Source organism: Arthrobacter sp. NPDC089319 (genome assembly GCF_040684925.1).
Classification (GTDB): Bacteria; Actinomycetota; Actinomycetes; order Actinomycetales; family Micrococcaceae; genus Crystallibacter.
This window is the reverse complement of record NZ_JBFBGZ010000009.1, coordinates 81,399-99,834: the sequence shown is the minus strand read 5'-3', so window position 1 is coordinate 99,834 and position 18,436 is coordinate 81,399. Positions and strand designations below refer to the sequence as shown.

General features: G+C 66.6%; 10 protein-coding genes and 1 pseudogene. 7 read left to right on the top strand and 4 right to left on the bottom strand.

What is annotated here, in order from left to right; translation table 11 throughout:
• Positions 1-37: 37 nt before the first annotated feature.
• Positions 38-1,765 carry a DUF885 domain-containing protein gene (locus tag AB0N75_RS14155; RefSeq protein ID WP_364651003.1) on the bottom strand — a complete coding sequence of 576 codons (1,728 nt, stop codon included), beginning with the start codon at positions 1,763-1,765 and terminating at the stop codon, positions 38-40.
• Between the two features lie 170 nt (positions 1,766-1,935).
• On the opposite strand from AB0N75_RS14155, the gene AB0N75_RS14150 reads away from it, so the two are divergent.
• Positions 1,936-3,192: a serpin family protein gene (locus AB0N75_RS14150; protein ID WP_364651000.1), complete on the top strand. Its 1,257-nt coding sequence runs from the start codon at positions 1,936-1,938 to the stop codon at positions 3,190-3,192.
• Positions 3,193-3,215: 23 nt separating this feature from the next.
• Positions 3,216-3,509 (top strand): annotated as a pseudogene (locus tag AB0N75_RS14145) (VOC family protein); the annotation flags it as partial.
• Between the two features lie 90 nt (positions 3,510-3,599).
• Here the strand turns inward: AB0N75_RS14145 and AB0N75_RS14140 are convergent.
• On the bottom strand, positions 3,600-3,869 hold the full coding sequence (locus AB0N75_RS14140; protein ID WP_364651283.1) for an acyl-CoA carboxylase epsilon subunit: 270 nt from the start codon (positions 3,867-3,869) through the stop codon (positions 3,600-3,602).
• Complete coding sequence (locus tag AB0N75_RS14135) at positions 3,866-5,461, bottom strand: acyl-CoA carboxylase subunit beta (RefSeq protein WP_364650997.1); 1,596 nt, start codon at positions 5,459-5,461, stop codon at positions 3,866-3,868. Before AB0N75_RS14135 ends, AB0N75_RS14140 begins: the two co-directional genes overlap by 4 nt.
• A gap of 378 nt (positions 5,462-5,839) precedes the next feature.
• On the opposite strand from AB0N75_RS14135, the gene AB0N75_RS14130 reads away from it, so the two are divergent.
• The 3 genes from AB0N75_RS14130 (at position 5,840) to AB0N75_RS14120 (ending at position 8,662) form a co-directional block, all read left to right on the top strand.
• Positions 5,840-6,727: a biotin--[acetyl-CoA-carboxylase] ligase gene (locus AB0N75_RS14130; protein WP_364650994.1), complete on the top strand. Its 888-nt coding sequence runs from the start codon at positions 5,840-5,842 to the stop codon at positions 6,725-6,727.
• 36 nt (positions 6,728-6,763) lie between these two features.
• Positions 6,764-7,324 (top strand): PH domain-containing protein, encoded by a 561-nt coding sequence (locus AB0N75_RS14125; protein WP_364650991.1) that lies wholly within the window; start codon positions 6,764-6,766, stop codon positions 7,322-7,324.
• A 255-nt stretch (positions 7,325-7,579) separates the two neighbouring features.
• Positions 7,580-8,662, top strand: coding sequence for an adenylate/guanylate cyclase domain-containing protein (locus AB0N75_RS14120; RefSeq protein ID WP_364651280.1), 1,083 nt, complete (start codon positions 7,580-7,582; stop codon positions 8,660-8,662).
• Here the strand turns inward: AB0N75_RS14120 and AB0N75_RS14115 are convergent.
• Entirely contained in the window at positions 8,659-10,302 is a 1,644-nt protein-coding gene (locus AB0N75_RS14115; protein ID WP_364650988.1) for a DUF222 domain-containing protein, read from the bottom strand. The two genes, AB0N75_RS14120 and AB0N75_RS14115, sit on opposite strands and share 4 nt — an antisense overlap.
• Before the next feature lie 928 nt (positions 10,303-11,230).
• Between AB0N75_RS14115 and AB0N75_RS14110 the strand changes: the two genes are divergently transcribed.
• Both AB0N75_RS14110 and AB0N75_RS14105 read left to right on the top strand, forming a co-directional pair.
• Complete coding sequence (locus AB0N75_RS14110) at positions 11,231-17,332, top strand: Ig-like domain-containing protein (RefSeq protein ID WP_364650985.1); 6,102 nt, start codon at positions 11,231-11,233, stop codon at positions 17,330-17,332.
• A gap of 96 nt (positions 17,333-17,428) precedes the next feature.
• A complete protein-coding gene (locus AB0N75_RS14105; RefSeq protein ID WP_364650982.1) occupies positions 17,429-18,400 on the top strand; it encodes a MoxR family ATPase in 972 nt (323 codons plus the stop codon).
• Positions 18,401-18,436 lie beyond the last annotated feature (36 nt).

The window sequence follows — 18,436 nt, the reverse complement described above, 5'->3', positions numbered from 1 at the left end:
CCCTCCTGTTTGTCCGGGTCTGCCCGGCTGGGGCGAATCAGGCGGCCGGAACCGGTTCCTCGCCCAGCAGCGCGCGCCGCAGGGTGTCCAGCCCGACGGAGCCGATGTTCAGCGCCTGGCTATGGAAAGCCTTGATGTCGAACGCGGCGCCCTCACGGCGCCGCCGCTCGTCGCGGATTTCCTCCCAGAGCTTCTGGCCCAGCTTGTAGGACGGGGCTTGGCCCGGCCAGCCAAGGTAGCGGGTGAACTCAAAGTCCAGCTGGCCCTTGCTGATCGCAATGTTGCGGCGCAGGAACTCGTAGCCCTTCTCTGGGGTCCAGGTTCCGGATCCCCAGCGTTCGGGGACTTCCAGCTCCAGGTGGACTCCGATGTCGAACACCACGCGGGCCGCCCGCATCCGCTGCGCATCGAGCATACCCATCCGGTCGCCCGGGTCGGCCAAGTAGCCCAGCTCGTCCATGAGGCGTTCGGCGTACAGGGCCCAGCCTTCGCCGTGGCCCGAGACCCAGCAGATGTTCCGCCGCCAGTTGTTCAACAGCTCGCGGCGGTAGGTCGCCGTCGCAATCTGGAGGTGGTGGCCGGGAACGCCCTCATGGTAGACCGTGGTGGTTTCTTTCCAGGTGGTGAAGCTGTCCTCGCCCTCCGGCACGGACCACCACATGCGGCCGGGCCGGGCGAAGTCGTCGCTGGGGCCGGTGTAGTAGATGCCGCCTTCATGGGTCGGAGCGATCATGCACTCCAGCCGGCGCATCGGCTCGTAGATGTCGAAGTGCCCGGACAGCTCGTCCACGGCCTTGTCGGACAGGTCCTGCATCCACGCCTGCAGTTCATCGGTGCCGTGCAGCTGCCGCTTCGGGTCAGCATCGAGCGCTGCCATCGCTTCTTCGATGCTGGCACCGGGGCGGATCTGCTCGGCGACGGCTTCCTGCTCGGCGATGATCCTGTCCAGCTCCGCCACGCCCCAGGCATAGGTGGCCTCCAGATCCACCGCGGAACCCAGGAACCGGCGCGACATCAGCGCGTAGCGTTCGCGGCCGACGGCGTCCTTCTCCGGTGCGGCCGGCAGCACCTCGGCTTCCAGCACACTGGCAAGCTGGCCGTAGGCAGTTGCCGCGGCTTCGGCGGCCGCGGCCAGCCTGTCGCGCAGGTCCTGGGACAGCTCGCCCTCTTCGGCTGCAGCCTGCCCGGCCAGCGACCGGAAGAAACCGTCCTCGGCCGCATACGCTCCGGTCTGCTCCATCACAATGCGCACCTGCCGCTTGGCAGCGACCAGCCCGCGGTCCTTGGCCTCGCGGAGGGAGGACACGTAGCCGGCGATTGCGTCGGGGACGTTGGCCATCCGGCCGGCAATGTTGTTCCAGTCCTCGACGGTGCTCGTGGGCATCAGGTCGAAGATGGCGCGGATGTCCTGGGGCGGCGAAGCGATGTTGTTCAGATCAGCCAGATCCCAGCCGGTCTCGTGGATCTCCAGCTCGAGGCCCAGCCGCTCATGCATCGCGTCCAGTGTGACCCGGTCCACGTCGTCGGTGGGTTCCAGATCCTCCAGCCGCCGCAGGGCTTCCCGGGTGACCTCGGCGAAGGCCTCCGCACCGGCCGGCGAGAAGTCGGGATACTCGGTCTCGTGCCCGGGGATGCCGAGCGAGGTTGCCAACGATGGATCCAACTCCAGCAGTGCGGCCGTGTAGGCGTCCGCTACGGCGTCGATGGCGGACGGAATACGCCCGGGCTCCGGGGTCTTGGTCAGTTCAGATGTCTGCTCAGTCACACCGAGAGCCTACCGGCAACCAGTTGCCTTGGGCCACGTAACGCTCCGGCTGTGGCCTTTTGGCGCCGCGAACCCCTCCCTGCCGGCAGTTGTCATCGGATCGTAGCCGGCCGCATCTGGTCCCCATCCTCGCCAGCGCCTAGGTTGGGGTCAACGGTGAGGAGAACATAGTGCGAAGAAGGACGACGGCGGCGCTGGCCGCATTGGGGCTGGCTCCGGTCGTGATGCTCGGCGGCTGCGCGGCGCCGCCCGACCTGCTGAGAGCGGACGGTGTGGCCAGGGCCGACGCGGCGGCGGGCCAGTTCCCGGCCGAAATCGACGCCTTGCGGCAATCTGCCTTCACGCTTGGGGCAGCCATGCTCTCGGCGACGCCGGAGGAGAATCAGGTCACCGGCCCGGTGAGTCTGCTCTACGCCGTGGCCATGCTCCGTGCCGGCGCCGGCAGCACCACCGCGGAGGAACTGGACCGGGTCCTGGGCCTTCCGGAGCAAAACCTGGACGCTGCCTTGAACGCCTTGCTGGCCCAGTGGGAGGAATTCGACGGCGACCCGGGCTCGGTGGACGAGGACGAGCCGCCCGTCAGGCCGCTGATGCATCTGGCGAACGGCGTCTTCGTGGACGCAGGGACGCCGATCGGCGAGGGCTACCTGCAGATCCTGGCGGAGCATTATGGCTCCGGCGTCTACCCGCTGGACTATTCGGATCCGTCGACCAATGAGGCCATGGATGCCTGGGTGGACCACCACACCGGCGGCCGGATCCCCGAGGCACCCGGCGGCTATCATCCAGACAACACGCTAACCCTGCTGAACGCAGTGTACTTCGCGGCTGCCTGGGAGCAGCCGTTCGACCCATCGGCTACGGAGGATGCGGATTTCACCACCGCATCGGGGGAAAGGGTTTCCGTACCCATGATGGGAAACCTGGTCCAGGCGCCTTACGTACGAGGGAAGGGCTGGCAAGGCGTGGACCTGCCGTATGGGGACGGGTTCGCGATGCGGCTCATCCTGCCCGACGGCGGTGCGCCCGTCATGGACAAGGCAGGGCTGATGGACGTGGCAACAGCAATGGACAGCGCCGACGACGCCATGGTCGTTCTTGGGCTGCCCCGCTGGAACCACACGCACCAGCAGGACCTGCTGCCGGTCCTGCTACGGCTCGGACTCGGCGAGACCCTTGGCCCGGCGCCGGACCTGGCGGCCATCCAGCAGGAAGCATCGGTAACCAGCGCGGCCCAGCAGGCCAACATCACCGTAGGGGAAAAAGGAACCATCGCCGCGGCCGTGACCCAGTTGGATGTGATGGCCGGTTCGCTGCCGCCGGAGCCTGACGTCGAGCTTTCGTTCGACCGGCCCTTCCTCTACCAGATCGTCCACCTGCCCACCGGCTTCCCGCTCTTCCTCGGCACGGTGATGGATCCCCGCTGAACAGACAAACGACGGGGGACACCATGGCCGTGACGGAAGTGATTCCGTATCTGTACTACGAGGGTGCCGACGCTGCCCTCGACTGGATGGAGCAGGTGCTCGGTTTCGGTCCGGCCACGCGCTGGCACAACGCCGACGGGATCACCGAGGAAGCCGAAATTGTGGCAGGAGGCAGCCGGATCGCGGTCTGCGGGCGCGCCGCCGACCCGGGCAACGGTGGCGGACTGCTGCTCATCGTGCACGTGGACGACGTCGATACCCAGTACCGGCGCGTGCGGGCCGCGGTGGACGTGGACGTGGAACCACCGGCCGACCAGCCTACGGACCGCGGACCTTCACGGTCACCGATCCATGGGGCTATCAGTGGAACTTCTGGCAGGGCGAAGCCACCCCGCCGCCGGAATGACCTAGCGGAAGGTGTGCCGCCAGGCTCCGGGGCCGTGCGAGACGAACGGCCGCAACAGGGGTCGGCGGGGCCGCCGGGACCGGCGCGACGGAGTACCGGCCTGCCCGGAGGATTGGAAGGCGGCAACGACGGCGGTCAGCGCCGCGAGTTCCTCCGGCGTCGGATTGCCCTTGGCCACCGTCAGCAGGGGCCGCTGCCGGACCGCAGCGTCCCCGTGCTCGAACCCATCGGATGCTTCTGCCGTGTTCACGGCTTCTGACCAGTTGCTCATAGCGGAATATTCCCGTGCTTCTTATGCGGCATGGTGGCCCGTTTGTCACGCAGTGCGCGCAAGCCGCGGACCACTTGGAGTCGGGTTTCCGACGGCGCGATCACGGCGTCGAGATAACCGAGTTCGGCGGCTTGGTAGGGGTTGAGCAGCTCTTCTTCGTACTGCGAAATGATCTCTTGCCGGCGGGCCTCGACGTCGCCGCCGTCCGAGGCCACGGCCGCAAGATCGCGGCGGTAGAGGATGTTGACGGCGCCCTGGGCGCCCATCACGCCGATCTGCGCCGTGGGCCAGGCGAGGTTCAGGTCGGCGCCGAGCTTCTTGGAACCCATCACGATGTAGGCCCCGCCATAGGCTTTGCGGGTAATGACGGTCAGCTTCGGCACGGTGGCCTCGGCGTAGGCGTAGAGCAGCTTGGCACCGCGGCGGATGATGCCATTGAACTCCTGGTCCTTGCCGGGCAAGAATCCGGGCACGTCCACCAGGGTGAGGATGGGGACGTTGAAGGCGTCGCAGTGGCGGACGAACCGTGCCGCCTTTTCCGAGGCGTTGATGTCCAACGTGCCGGCGAACTGCATGGGCTGGTTGGCCACGATGCCAACGGTGTGCCCTTCCACGCGGCCGTAGCCGATGATCACGTTCGGCGCGTACAGGGACTGCATCTCCAGGAAGTTGCCGTCGTCGACGACGTGCTCGATCACGGTCCGCATATCGTAGGGCTGGTTGGCCGAATCCGGAATCAGCTCATCCAGGCTCAGATCGTCATCGGTGATCTCGAGTTCTTCATCGAATTCAAGTGGGGGAGCCTCGGCCAAGTTGTTCGCGGGAAGGAACTCAAGCAGTTCGCGGACAAACTCGATGGCGTCCGACTCATCGGCGGCCAGATAGGCGGAGGTGCCGGTGGTGGCATTGTGCTGGCGCGCTCCGCCCAGCGTCTCCATGTCCACTTCTTCGCCGGTGACGGTCTTAATCACGTCAGGTCCGGTGATGAACATGTGGCTGGTCTTGTCCACCATCACCACAAAGTCCGTCAGGGCGGGGGAGTAGGCGGCGCCGCCCGCGCAGGGACCCATGATCAGCGAGATCTGAGGCACGACGCCGGACGCGGCAACGTTGTTGCGGAAGATGTCCGCGAACATCGCCAGGGACGCCACGCCTTCCTGGATGCGGGCGCCGCCGCCGTCGTTGATGCCGATCACGGGGCAACCGTTGCGCAGGGCGAATTCCTGCACCTTGACGATCTTCTCGCCGTTGACCTGGGAGAGCGAACCGCCGTAGACGGAGAAGTCCTGGCTGTATACCCCCACCATTCGTCCGTCCACGGTGCCGTAACCGGAGACGACGCCGTCGCCGAGCGGCTTCTTTTTCTCCATTCCGAAGGCCGTGGACCGGTGCGTCGCCAAGGCGTCGAACTCCACGAAGGATCCTTGGTCCACCAGCATTTCGATCCGTTCCCGGGCGGTGTTCTTGCCACGGGCATGTTGCTTCTCGATCGCCTCGGCGCCGGAGGGCTGCAGGGACTCTGCCTGGCGGCGGCGGAAGTCCGCAATCTTGCCTGCAGTGGTCTGCAGGTCAAGGTCTTGATCGAGGCTCATGAAATCTCCGGATTCTGCCGAGGGTGTCGGACGCTGGCGGCCTGCAGGCGGTTAAGTAGGTTTCGTACAAAACCGCGGGTCGCAGGCGCGTCGCTGAACCAAGTCTAGTGAGCAGCAGTGGGACGCCTGCTGTAGGAACCCTACAATTTCGCCGCCGCAGCTTTTGGCCACCACCTGCGTTCAACGGCGGCCACCTGCCGCGTTCCGCCCTGGCCACCGGCTGCGTTCTACCGTGGCCACCAGCTGCGTTCTGCCCTGGCCGCCGGCTGCGTTCCGCCGCGGCCACCAGCCGCGTTCCAGGTTCCCCCACCGGATGCGCGAAGGATCGCGGGACGCCCACGACCCCCTCAGCCGCCCGCGATCAGTAGGATGGAACACATGAGCCAGAGTTTTTCCGACGTCGACCGCCCGGCCCTGGACTTGGACGGTCTCAGCGACGCTCTCTGTGCACCCTTGGGTCCGTACCGAAAGCTTGAACTGGTGGAATCCACCGGCTCCACCAATACCGATCTGGCCGCTTGGGCTGTGGCGGACAAGGTGGGCTGGTCGGACCTGAGCATCCTGGCCGCCGAGGAGCAAACGGCCGGCCGTGGCCGGTTGGAACGGCAGTGGACCGCCCCAGCCCGCTCGTCGGTGATCGTGAGCATCCTGCTGCGGCCCTTCAACCGCGCCGGCAACCCTGTGCCCACCCAGAGCTATGCCTGGTTCTCGCTGCTGGCGGCCGCGGCACTGGCGGAGGCGCTGGGCGAGTACGCGCAGCTCAAGGCAGAGGTCAAATGGCCCAACGACGTGCTGGTCTCCGGGCGAAAGATCGCCGGAATCTTGGCCCAGGTCGTCAACTACCCCGATGGGTCGCCCCCCGCCGTCGTTCTCGGCACTGGCCTCAACGTGACGCTCTCGCGGGATGAGCTTCCCGTGCCCACCGCCACCAGCGTGGCGATTGAAAAGGGGCGGACAACTGACCGGAACATTCTGCTGATGTCCTATGTGCGGGTCTTCGCCAAGCGCTACCGGCAATTCTGCAATGTCAACGGTGATCCGGCAGCTGAATGGAACGACGGATCCAGCCTGCTCTCGCGGATGCGCGATGTGATGGTCACGTTGGGACAGCAGGTGCGGGCCGAGCTGCCGGACGGAAAACAGATCATCGGCGAAGCGTTCGGACTGGACGCCTACGGCGCCGTCAAGATCCGTGATGCTGAAGGCACCGAACATGTCGTGGCGGCCGGCGACGTGGTGCACCTCCGGCCGCACGAAGGCCCGTAAGTTGATCTGGACCCCCTGCCGGATCCGGGAGCCGCGTTGCGGTTGAAACTGGATCCGGGGGAACGCGTGATTGTCATGACGCGGCCGCAGGCCCGGAAGCTGACCTGGCCGGTGGTGGCAGCGCTGCTGGTGCTTGGTGCGGGCTCCTACGTGTTGGCGAACCTCAGCCGAGCCAACCCGCCGGATTGGATCGAAGAGTGGCACCCGCTGCTGCTCGCCGGACTGGCCGTGGTGGTGGCGGCGCTGCTGTCACGGCTGTTTCTCTTGCCGCTGCTGCGCTGGGTGAGCACCCGCTATCTGCTCACCAGCAAGAGGCTCATCGTCCGCCGGGGCATGGGCCGGCGGCATGAGCGACAGCTACTGCTGGTGAAGATTGCCGAGCTGCACACCGAGCAGTCGATCATCCAGCGGACGCTGCGCAGCGGTAACCTCACCATCGACATGGGGCACGGACGGACCAGCCGGATCGTTGACGTACCCGAGGTCTTCCGGTTCAGGACTTTGGTGGTGGAGACCATTGAGCAGCTGCCACGCACCGCCATGTTCGATGGTGTAGACATGGAAACAGAAACCGAGTGGAACAGCTGGGACAGCTGACAGAGGAGGATGCACAGGATGGACATCAGCAGCGCGCAGGATGAACCGCGCCGGCCACCGGTGCCGCGCGATCCCGAGCTGCCCCAACTGCTGCGCCGCGAAGTACCGCTGCCGGCCGCCGACGAGCCGGTCGAAGAGCTCGAAGAGACCCGGGCGGAGGACCCCGAACCCATCCTGGAAGCCGAGCCGGTCCCCGAAGACGTGCGGACCACCGGGGGACACCCGGCTGGCGAACCCGAGCCGCTGACGTTGTCCATGCCCCGCGTGCCACTGCCCGCCCAGACCGCTCCCGCCGGCGGCTCCAACGGCAAGGTGGACCGGCAAGCGATCAAGGATCTTGAAGTCCGGCTGCTCGGCTCCGAACGGACCATGAAGCGCCGCGAAGTGGCCGCCGGTGCCGGGGTATCGCTGTTGTCGGCCCGAAAGATCTGGCGCGCCCTCGGCTTCGCCAACCTTGGGGACGAGGATCTGGCGTTCACCCAGGCAGACCTGGACGCGTTGACCACCATCATCGATTTGGTCCGCGAGGAGCGTCTGACCGAGGAAGCGGCCATTTCGATCACCCGGTCCATCGGACAGATGACCGACCGCATGGTGGTCTGGCAGGTCGAGGCCTTGGTGGAAGAGATGGTGCACCAGCGGGGACTCACCGATGCTCAGGCGCGCCAGCGGCTGGTTCATGAGCTGCCGAACCTGATCGACTCCTTGGAGAAGGTCCTGGTCTACTCCTACCGCCGACAGCTCAATGCCGGGGTCGCCCGCCTGACTGTCCGGGCCGAAGCCGGCCTGGGAGCCGGAACCGGCGCGGACGACGATGACTCGCTGCCCCTGTTGCGGGCCGTGGGCTTCGCGGACCTGGTGTCCTACACCAGCCTGTCCCGCCAGATGAACGAGAAGACCCTCGCCCAGCTGGTACAGCGCTTTGAAAACCGTTGCGCCGAGATCATTTCAGTAGGCGGCGGCCGGCTGGTGAAGACCATTGGCGATGAAGTTCTCTACATTGCGTCCTCTCCGCAGGCCGGGGCGGAAATCTCGCTGGCCTTGGCGAAGGCGATTGGCGACGACGATCTGCTGCCCTCGGCGCGGGTGGCCATGGTGTGGGGCCGGGTTCTTTCCCGGCTCGGCGATATCTATGGACCCACGGTCAACCTGGCTGCGCGGTTGACCACACTCGCCGAACCCGGAACCGTACTGGTCGACGCCACCACCGCATCGACACTCGCCGGCGACGAGCGGTTTGTGCTGATCCCTCAAAAGGTCCGCACCGTCCGCGGATTCGGCGAGGTCAACCCGGTCACTGTTGCACACGGCACCGGCAAGGGCCTGGTCGTCGACTAGCCTCGGCTCGCCGATTGCTTGCGCACGCTGACGCGCTCGCGGTCCAGTTGATCCCTGCGTCGGCGGACCAATACCTTTTTGGCCTTAGCCGCCGCTGGCTTCGCTCCGTTTGCAAGGGTTCCGGGCCGGTGTCCAGCTGGCGCCGCTGCCGTCGGCCTGCTCACCGTGGTGCCGGGTAGGGGTGGTGCGGTGGAGGTGTAGGTGTGGCCGGTCGGGGTGGTGGTCTCGACGGTGCGGCGGGCCCCGTCGAGGGGTTTGGCTGACCAGCCGTCGGCTTCCTTCGACTGGTTGCAGCGTTCGCACAGGCCTTCGCCGTTGGCCAGGGTGGTGGGTCCTCCCTCTGACCAGGCGACGATGTGGTCGATGTGCCGGATCGGCGCGTCGCACCAGGGACCGGCGCAGGACGCGTCCCGGGCCATGACCATCCGCCGGATCCCGTCCGGGAACTTCCGGGCCTTCGAGTCCATGCCCAGCAACTGCCCGTCCCCCGGGGCGGTGTACAGCCGCCGAACCCAGACATCCTCCACACCGCCGACCTTCAGGGTCCGCAGCCGTACCTGTTTGGCCTGCTCGCGGGCAGTCTTCCAGCCCGGCTCGGTCCCGGCCGGCGGAGCCTTCCGCCCGAAACCGCTGCCCGGCCGGCCAGTGCTCGTGCCGGGTGCGCTGATGCCGGGCAGACTCATGCCGGGCGGGCCCAAGTCGGGCGGCCTGTCTCCGGTTCCTGGTTGGGTTGTTCCGGGCGGGTCTTGGGGCAGGCGGATCAGGTCCCGGGCGTACTGGGCCGGGACGATGCCGTACCCGGTAAGCCGGGCCGGTTCGTTCTCGCCCTGCAGCAGCGCCCGGTCCGTCATCACCAACTGGACCTCGAGGGTGGCCGGGTCGGCAGTTGTGCGGCCGGTGACGCGTTCAAACACGGTATCGGCCATCACCTGCCCCCGCGACCGGGGGTCCCCGGCGTTGGCCTGACGGTTCGCTTCCTGCTTGAGCGCGGCCATCACCGCGACCCCCTGCACCACCGGCAGCAGGGTCCGCACGGAGACCATCACATCGGGTTCGGGCCGGGAGGAGACATACCGGTCCGCTTCGGCCTTCGCGGCCCGCTTCACCACCGCGTGCGGGTCCAGCCGGTAGGCGGCGCGTTTGGCTTCGGCCTCCAGCCGCCGGTTCCCGAGCCCGTGCAGCCGGTCCGGGTTCCCGGCCAGTTCCTCATCCACGGCCGCCCGGTGCTCCGGGCTCAGGCAGTCGGTTTCGCTGACCAGGATCGCCGCCCGCCGTTCGTTCAGTTTCCCCGTTTCGAGGGCTTGGAGCGTGTGTGGCATCTGCTGGACCAGGACTTTGGCCCGGCCCAGTAGCAACGCGCCCTGGTTCGGGGACTCCCGGCGCGCCAACCCGATCTGCTTGGCGATCCCTTCGCCCTGCCGGGCGGCCGGGACGCCTTTGGCGGCCCGCTCGGCCCGGATCCGCTGATCCAGCGCGACCATCAGTTTGGCCTGCTCCGCGGCGATCGCGTCCTTGGCGTTCTCCCTGGCCGTGAGTTGGTCCACCAAGTCCGCCGCCGGGGCCTCCAGATCCACCGGCGGCAACGAGACCGAGGCAGCCGCTGCCGCGGCGGGTCGTTCGGGTGCTGCCGGATCAACCATGAGCGCGTCTCAATCTTCGGCGTGCCCAGAAGAGGCACGGCATCGACTACGAACGGTCGCGGAACAAGGCCCGCAGACGCCATCAGGAGACCCCCAACCTGATGGCCAACGATTGGTACAAAACTGCTACTAGAAACAGCCTATGGGCTGCTTCGGACACTTTCGGAGAGTCTCTAACGGTTGTGCCCAACTATCGCTCTGCGCAGGCTGTGGAGGACAGGACAGGAGGACGGGGCGTGGGAAAAGCGGCGGCTCTGGAGGCGGGGGCTGGGGAGGGGCGCGGGTCAGCAGGCGGGGGCCGGGGAGGGGCGCGGGTCTGGAGGCGGGGGCCGGGGAGGGGCGCGGGTCAGCAGGCGGGGGCCGGGGAGGCCGGGTGGTCGGCGACGGCCGGGAGGTGGGGGACGGGTCAGCAAACCGGGGTCGGGGAGGTGCACGGGCCGGCATGAGGGAGAGGACGACTGGTCGGGGCCGGACGAGGTTGGGACGGACAGACGGCCGGGGAAGCTCGGGTGGACGGGAGGCCAATGCGAACCGCACGAGTGCCCTACGGAAAGGTGTGGCGAGGTCAGGAGAAGTCTCGGCGTTCCATCCAAAGTCGCTGCGGTTGAGCAGGAAAATATCAAGGGACCAACAAGGGAAGATCAGGCGGCGCTCAAGCGGTAGGCACCGCCGTCGTGCATGGGTCGTGGTTCTGGGAAGGGGAGTTCTCCCCATGCGGCGGGGTTTACGCCCGCTGGTTATACGTGTAATAGTCGGTAAGGGTCCGTGGCGTGCCAGGGGCCGTCTTTGGGTGCCTGCCGCTAGGGTCGTTGCCTACGACGGGGCACAACAAAGGTGTGAGCTGGACAAGGGAAGAATGACATTGCGGGGGAAAATGTTGGGGCGGACGCGGCGGCGAAAGACGCTTGCATCGACGACGACTTTCTCCTTGGCTACTGCCCTTGTGGTCGGCGGCGCCATCTACTATCAGGGTTTCCCCACCGCTGATGTGGATTTGAACGACGGCGGTGTATGGGTCACCAACAACGGCCAGGGCATGGTGGGCCACCTGAACTACCAGTCCCAGGTGCTGGACGGCGGCTTCCGGGCCAACAGCGACGGCTTCGATGTGATGCAGAGTGCCGGCACAGTATTCATGGAAAACCAGGACCAGGCCATGCTGAGCCCGGTGGATGTGGCGCAGATGGAACGGGGGGCGGAGCGGCAACTGCCGGGCAACGCGCAGGTGGCTTTCGGCGATCAGTTGCTGTCCATCACCGATACCGTCAAGGGCCAAATCTGGATCAGCCCGGCCAATGAGCTCGGCTCCTTCAACGAGGAGACAGCGGAGCCGCTGCTGACCGATGCCAAGGGCAGCGTGGCCACGGTATCGCAGCAGGACACTGTCTTCATCGCCGACCCCGGCGCCGGCGAAGTAGTCCGCTTCGAGGTCAACGAAGACGGCATCGCCGGACGCACAGGCGCCGATCGGGTGGACGCGCTGGCCGGTGCTGGGGATCTGCAGCTAGCCGCCGTGGGCGAAAAGTCCGTGGTGTTCGACGCTGAGGCCGGCCTGCTGGTCCTGCCGGGCGGCCGTGAGATCGCGTTGCCGGACGCCCGCGGCGGCGCGTTGCAGCAAAGCGGCGACGAGAGCTCGTTTGTGGCGGTGGCGACCGAGTCGGCGCTGATCAAGCAGCCGTTGAACGGTTCGAACGCGGAAATCGTGCCGATGGAAGGCACCGGAACGCCGGCGGCCCCGGTCCAGCTGGCAGGTTGCCTGCATGCGGCCTGGGCGGGAATCAACCACTATCTGCGCGACTGCGGCAACGACGCCGATGACCTGGCCCAGCCCATCCAGGGGATCGGTGCGAACGCCTCGCTGGTGTTCCGGGTGAACCGGGATGTTGTGGTGCTCAACGATGTGAACGCCGGCAACGTCTGGCTGGTGCTCGAAAACATGCAGTTGGTGGACAACTGGAGCGACCTGATCCCGCCGGAGCAGGAGAACGAAGAGGACGAAGAGGACTCCGCGGACGAAAACCCGGTCAACACGCTGCCCGACCGGACCGAAGAAAACCAGCCGCCGGTGGCGCAGGATGACACGTTCGGCGTCCGGGCGGGCCGCACCACCACGCTGACCATTCTGGACAATGATTCAGATCCCGACGGCGATGTGCTCACCGCCCGCCTCACCGGCGACGGCCCCGGCATCGGCGAGGTGCAGGGAATCTACGACAGCACCGGACTGCAGATCCTGGTCAACGGGGACGCGCCTCCCGGCCGGCACACCTTTAGTTACGAAGTGGACGACGGCCGCGGCGGCAGCGATTCGGCGCGGGTGGCCATCGACGTCCGCGCCGAGGGCAGCAACCTGCCGCCGGAACCGAAGCGGAAGACCACCATCTTGGTGGAACAGGGCCGGGAAATCAGCCAGAACATCCTCAGCGACTGGATCGATCCAGATGGCGATGACTTGTTCCTGGACGATGCGGACAACACCGCAGACGGTGACCTGGTCCGCACCCGACCCGATGGGCTGCTGACTTTCCAGGACGTGGGCAAGACCTTCGGCAAGAAGGACGTGATGGTCAGGGTTTCCGATGGATCCGAAACCACCGAGGAGGTGGTGGTTTTCGACGTCCGGCCACCCGGCGCGCTGCCGCCGCTGGCGAACGCCGACCACTTTTCCGCGACCGTGGGCCAGGAAATCCAGATCGCTCCGCTGAAGAACGACCAGGATCCGAACGGCGGCGAACTGAGGCTGGCCAAGACCGGCTCCACCGCCAACACCGAGATAATGCCCGACTATGACGCCGGCACGGTCAAGTTCACGGCGGACAAGGCGGGCACTTACTACTTCACCTATCTGGTCACCAACGGCCCGTCCAGCACCACCGGCCTGATCCGGATCGACGCGACCGAAGACAAAGGCGACGGCGCCCCAGTGGCTGTGCGGGACGTGGCCCTGCTGCCGCAGAACGGCCAGGTGCTGGTGGATGTGCTGGCCAACGACGCCGACCCTACCGGCGGCGTCTTGGTGGTCACCTCGGTGGAAGCGGATGGCGCGCCGGTCGCCGTCGAGGTGCTGGACCACAACATTCTGCGCATCTCCGATGTGAAGGGACTGCATCAGCAGACCACCATCGGCTACACCGTCTCCAACGGCGCCGCCTCGGCCACGGGCGAAGTCAGCGTGATCTCCGTGGAGGGCACAAAGAAGCTGCTGCCGCCGCAGGCCGAAGCCGATACCGCCACCGTGCGTGCCGGCGATGTGGTGACCGTGGACGTGCTGGCGAACGACACCCATCCCAACGGCGACACGATGACGCTGGCGGACGAGCTTCCGGAAACCCCGGACCCTGCAGACGGCCAGATCTTTACCGCCGGGAACACAGTGCGCTTCATCGCCGGGCAGCAGGCGAAAACCGTGTACGCGGTCTATGAAGTAGCAGACACCAGAGGCCAGAAGGACTCCGCCCAGCTGCGGATCAACATCATTCCGCGCGACGACGAATCCAACTCCCAGCCTGCTCCCAAGAACCAGGAAGCCCGGGCCATCGCAGGTTCCACGGTCAGGATCCCGATCCCGCTCAACGGCATCGATCCCGACGGCGACTCCGTCTACCTGACGGGTATCGACAAAGCACCCGATAAGGGCGCGGCGGTGGCCGGACCCAACTACATCGACTACACGGCGTCGGCACAAGGCGCCGGGACCGACACGTTCACCTACCGGGTCAAGGACCGGCTGGGCGCAGTCAATACCGCCACCGTCCTGGTGGGCATTGCCCCGGCCCAAGACAGCAACCAGAACCCGGTGGCGATCGACGACGGGATCAAGATCCGGCCGGGCAAGACCGTGGCCGTGGACGTGCTGAAGAACGACTCCGACCCGGACGGCGACGCGCTCGTGCTGGATGCCGACAAGGTTGTCGGCGAGCCGGAGTCGATTGGCGCCAAGGCCGAAGACGGCCGCGTCTACCTGACCACCCCTGCCGAAGCCGGCACGGTCAACGCGCGGTACACGGTGGGCGACGACCGCGGCGGATCTGCAGTGGGCACTGTGACGGTCCAAGTGGACCCTGACGCGCCGCTGCAGGCGCCGCTGGCCCGCGACGACCGGGTGGAATCGGCCGACATCAAGGGGCGCACCGCCGTCGACGTCCCTGTCTTGGAGAACGACGAGGATCCCGACGGCGTGGCCAAGGAGCTGGAAGTCATCGTCGACGGCGCTTACCCCACGGCGCGGACGGTTGCCGACGGCCAGGTCAACGTGGAACTGACCGAGGACGTGCAGCTGATTCCGTACACGGTTCGGGACGTGGACGGGCTGCAGGCCACCGCGGTCATTTGGGTGCCGCCGCTGGGCGAGCAGTACCCCGTGCTGCGGGACAACACTCCGCGCGACGTCACCGCCGGCGACGAGCTGCGGCTGGACCTGACCGAACTGGTGGAGGTGCGGCCGGGCCGCACCCCGCGCATCACTGAGGGGGAGCGCATCAGCGCGATCGGCACCAGCGACGACGAGTGGATGGCCGATGAGAGCACGCTCAGTTACAAGGCGGACATTGACTATGCCGGCCTTGGCTCGATCACGTTTGAGGTGACCGACGGCTCGGGCCCGGACGACCCGGAGGGGCTCAAGTCCACGCTGACCATCATGACCAAAGTGATTCCGGACGAGGACCGGAATTTCCCGCCGGAGCTGACCACCGGAACGCTGGAGGTTGCCAAGGGTGAAGACGCCGTGAGCTACGACCTGCGCCCGCTGGCCAGCGACCCGAACCCGGAGGACCTGGAGAAGTTGGAGTTTGCCGTGGAAGGCGGGACGCCGGAAGGCTTCGACGTCCGTCTGGAGGGCAGCGTGCTGCGCGTGTCGGCGGACGCCGAGATCGAAACGGGAGCCACCGGCGTCGTCAATTTCTCCGTGACCGACGGCCGCTCGGACAAGGTGAGCAGCCGCGTGACGGTGGCGGCGACCGCATCCACGCGTCCGCTGCCGGTGGCCAACGACGACGAGGTGCCGGAAGCGGTGCAGGGCGAAGCCCTGCCGGTGGAGGTGCTGGCCAATGACGTCAATCCGTTCCCGGAGACGCCGCTGACGATCGTGAATGTCGTTGCCGGCAACGGTGGCACCGCCGAGATTGACGGCGAGCGGATCATTGTGACGCCCGGCGCAGATTTCTCCGGCACCATGAACGTTGAATACACGGTGGAGGACAAGACCCGCGAGGGCAGCCGGCAAGCGACGGCGAACATCGTGCTGGTGGTCAAGGGCCGGCCGGAAGCGCCCAGCACGCCGCTGGTGGATTCAGTCCGCAACCAAAGCGTGGTGCTGTCCTGGACGGCGCCGAGCGACAACGGCGACCAGATCATCGGCTACACCGTGAACGCTGCGGGTGGGGGATTCAGCCAGCAGTGCGCGACCACCACCTGCACGCTGACCGGCTTGAAAAACGACGTCGAATACACCTTCACGGTGACGGCGGAGAACAGTGTGGGCAGGTCCGATCCGTCTGCGGAGTCCGCGGTGGCGCGGCCCGACGTACGGCCCGCAACGCCCGCGGCACCGCAGCTGAAGTTCGGCGACAAGTCACTGAGCGTCTCCTGGACCGCGCCCGAGAACGAAGGCTCGGTGATCGAGAGCTACACGCTGGAGATCTCGCCAGCACCGCCGAACGGCCAGCTGCAGAAGACCGGCCTGACCGGGACCAGCTATCAGTGGGAGGGGCTGGAAAACGGCCAGGCCTATGAGGTCCGCGTGCAGGCGCACAACCGGGCTCCGGAGCCCAGCGAGTTCAGTGCCTACTCGGCGCCCGAGGTGCCCGCCGGGCCACCGGCTGCGCCCACTGCGCCGGCAACCGAGCGGGTCAAGTCCGTGGGCGACCAGAGCCAGTTGAAGGTGAGCTGGGCGGCGCCGTCCAACAACGGCGGCGAGATCCTTGACTACACGGTGCGCGAATACCAAGGCGGGACACTGACCCGGACCTTCCCGGCGGTGAACGCGACGTCGCAAACCGTCACCGCACCCAACTCGGAGACCGCCTACACCTACTCCGTCACGGCGCGGAACAAGGCCGGCTCGGGCGAGGCCAGCCCGCAGTCCAACGCCCGCCGGGCGGTCGGTGCGCCGGACGCACCGACTGGTGTTGCGCTGAAGGAAGCGCAGACCGGCGGGGCCGGCCGATCGGTGGCGGTGTCCTTCAACGAGCTCACCGCGGCGCAGCGCAACGGCGCCCAGGCCGGTGAAGTCAGCTACCGGGCGACCTTCAGCGACGGCCGGACCATGGCCATCACGAACGGCCAGCAGGTGGGCGGCTTCGCCAACGGCAAGGTCGTCAACGTCCGCATCACGACCGTGGCCAACAGCGACGGCGCGAGCTACTCGAGTGCTCCGAGCGCGGCCTCCGCGAACGTCAAACCGTACGGTGTTCCAGGCACGCCAAGCGTCTCCGGACAGAACGGTGCACCGGAACAGAAGAGCGTGAGCTTCAGTTGGAATGCCCCCGCGGAGGGCAGCCACGACGTTGCCCGGATTCAGGTCCGCGTGAATGGAAGTAAGTGGCAGGAAGAGAGTAAGTCCGGCACTAAGACTGTGAACACAGATGGGTATGGAGAGCGGGTGACCTTCGAAGTTCAGTCGTTTAACTCCCGTAATGAGGCCGGTGCTGTCGCACGTACGTCTGCTACCAGCGGTTCAAAACCGGTGCCCAAGCTCTGGGAGTTGACGGTCGGCGGATCCATAACGTCGTTGGACAACGGGCAGCGGACCTGCATGGAAAACTCAACACTCACCAGCTTCAACTTCAGCGGTGGAAGTTGCGCAGGCGAGCACTGGGCTAATACCCATGGAGAGACGAAGGACCAGGACCGGACAGTCGTCACTGCCAAGTGCTATATCGTCGCCAACGACAAGACCAAGTGGTACCAGCAGGTTTTTGCGACGCCAGCGAGGAGCCAGAACAACGGTCTCGTGGTCAAGGGCATCCATGTTCAATGGGGCGGACGATCCCTGGGATCTACCCAGCCTGACGGGATGCCAAAGTGTTAGCTGCGTACGGGAGTTGGCGCACATGCCCCCCCCCGCTCCGTAAAGTAACTAAAGGCTTTTGACACCGATGCACGACGAAGAGAGACCGAGAACAGCATGACGATGACTTCCGAGCAGGCCGAGTGGTTCGCCGAGACGTTCGAGAAGCTGGCCGCCAATGTGGGCCAGGCCGTGCTGGGCAAGAACCAGGTGGTGCGGCTGGTGCTCACCGCCATGCTGGCCGAGGGGCATGTGCTGCTGGAGGATGCTCCGGGCACGGGCAAGACGATGCTGGCCCGGTCGCTGTCCGCCACGGTGCAGGGCTCGAACTCGCGCATTCAGTTCACGCCGGATCTGCTGCCCTCCGACGTTACGGGCATCACGATCTATGACCAGAAGACGCAGAAGTTCGAGTTCCACAAGGGCCCGATCTTCGCAACGGTGGTGCTGGCGGACGAGATCAACCGTGCCTCGCCGAAGACCCAGTCGGCGCTCCTGGAAGTGATGGAAGAGGGCCGGGTGACGGTGGACGGCGTGACTTACGACGCCGGGCGGCCCTTCATGGTCATCGCGACGCAGAACCCGATCGAGCAGGCCGGTACCTACCGGCTGCCAGAGGCCCAGCTGGACCGCTTCCTGATCAAAACGTCAATCGGTTACCCAGACCGCGCGTCCACGGTGGAACTGCTGGGCGGCGCGAGCACCCGCGACCGGTCCGCGGCGCTGACACCGATCATCACCCCGCAGGCCGTGCGGGACATGGCGGACCTGGCGGCCACCAACCACGTGGACACCTCGGTGCTGGAGTACGTCTCGCATCTGTGCGAGGAAACCCGCAATGCGGCCGAGTCCCGTCTGGGTGTGAGCGTCCGCGGCGCCCTGGCGATGGTCCGTGCGGCCAAAGTCTGGGCCGCAACCCAGGGCCGCAACTTCGTGCTGCCGGACGACATCAAGGAACTGGCTCCGGTGGTCTGGAACCACCGGTTCGTGATGGACCCCGAGGCGGAGTTCGCCGGCGCCACGCCGGAGGCTGTGATGTCCCGGGTACTGGCCGACGTGCCGGCCCCGCAGCAGCGGGTGACGGTCTAAGGCCGTGCCGGAGAATCGATTCCCGCCGGAGCCGTC

Excerpts from the sequence above, each read along its gene's own strand:
- AB0N75_RS14140 (WP_364651283.1), bottom strand. The coding sequence starts at position 3,869 with ATGAGCAACTGGTCAGAAGCCGTGAACACGGCAGAAGCATCCGATGGG.
- AB0N75_RS14135 (WP_364650997.1), bottom strand. The coding sequence starts at position 5,461 with ATGAGCCTCGATCAAGACCTTGACCTGCAGACCACTGCAGGCAAGATT.
- AB0N75_RS14130 (WP_364650994.1), top strand. The coding sequence starts at position 5,840 with ATGAGCCAGAGTTTTTCCGACGTCGACCGCCCGGCCCTGGACTTGGAC.
- AB0N75_RS14120 (WP_364651280.1), top strand. The coding sequence starts at position 7,580 with ATGCCCCGCGTGCCACTGCCCGCCCAGACCGCTCCCGCCGGCGGCTCC.
- AB0N75_RS14115 (WP_364650988.1), bottom strand. The coding sequence starts at position 10,302 with ATGGTTGATCCGGCAGCACCCGAACGACCCGCCGCGGCAGCGGCTGCC.
- AB0N75_RS14105 (WP_364650982.1), top strand. The coding sequence starts at position 17,429 with ATGACGATGACTTCCGAGCAGGCCGAGTGGTTCGCCGAGACGTTCGAG.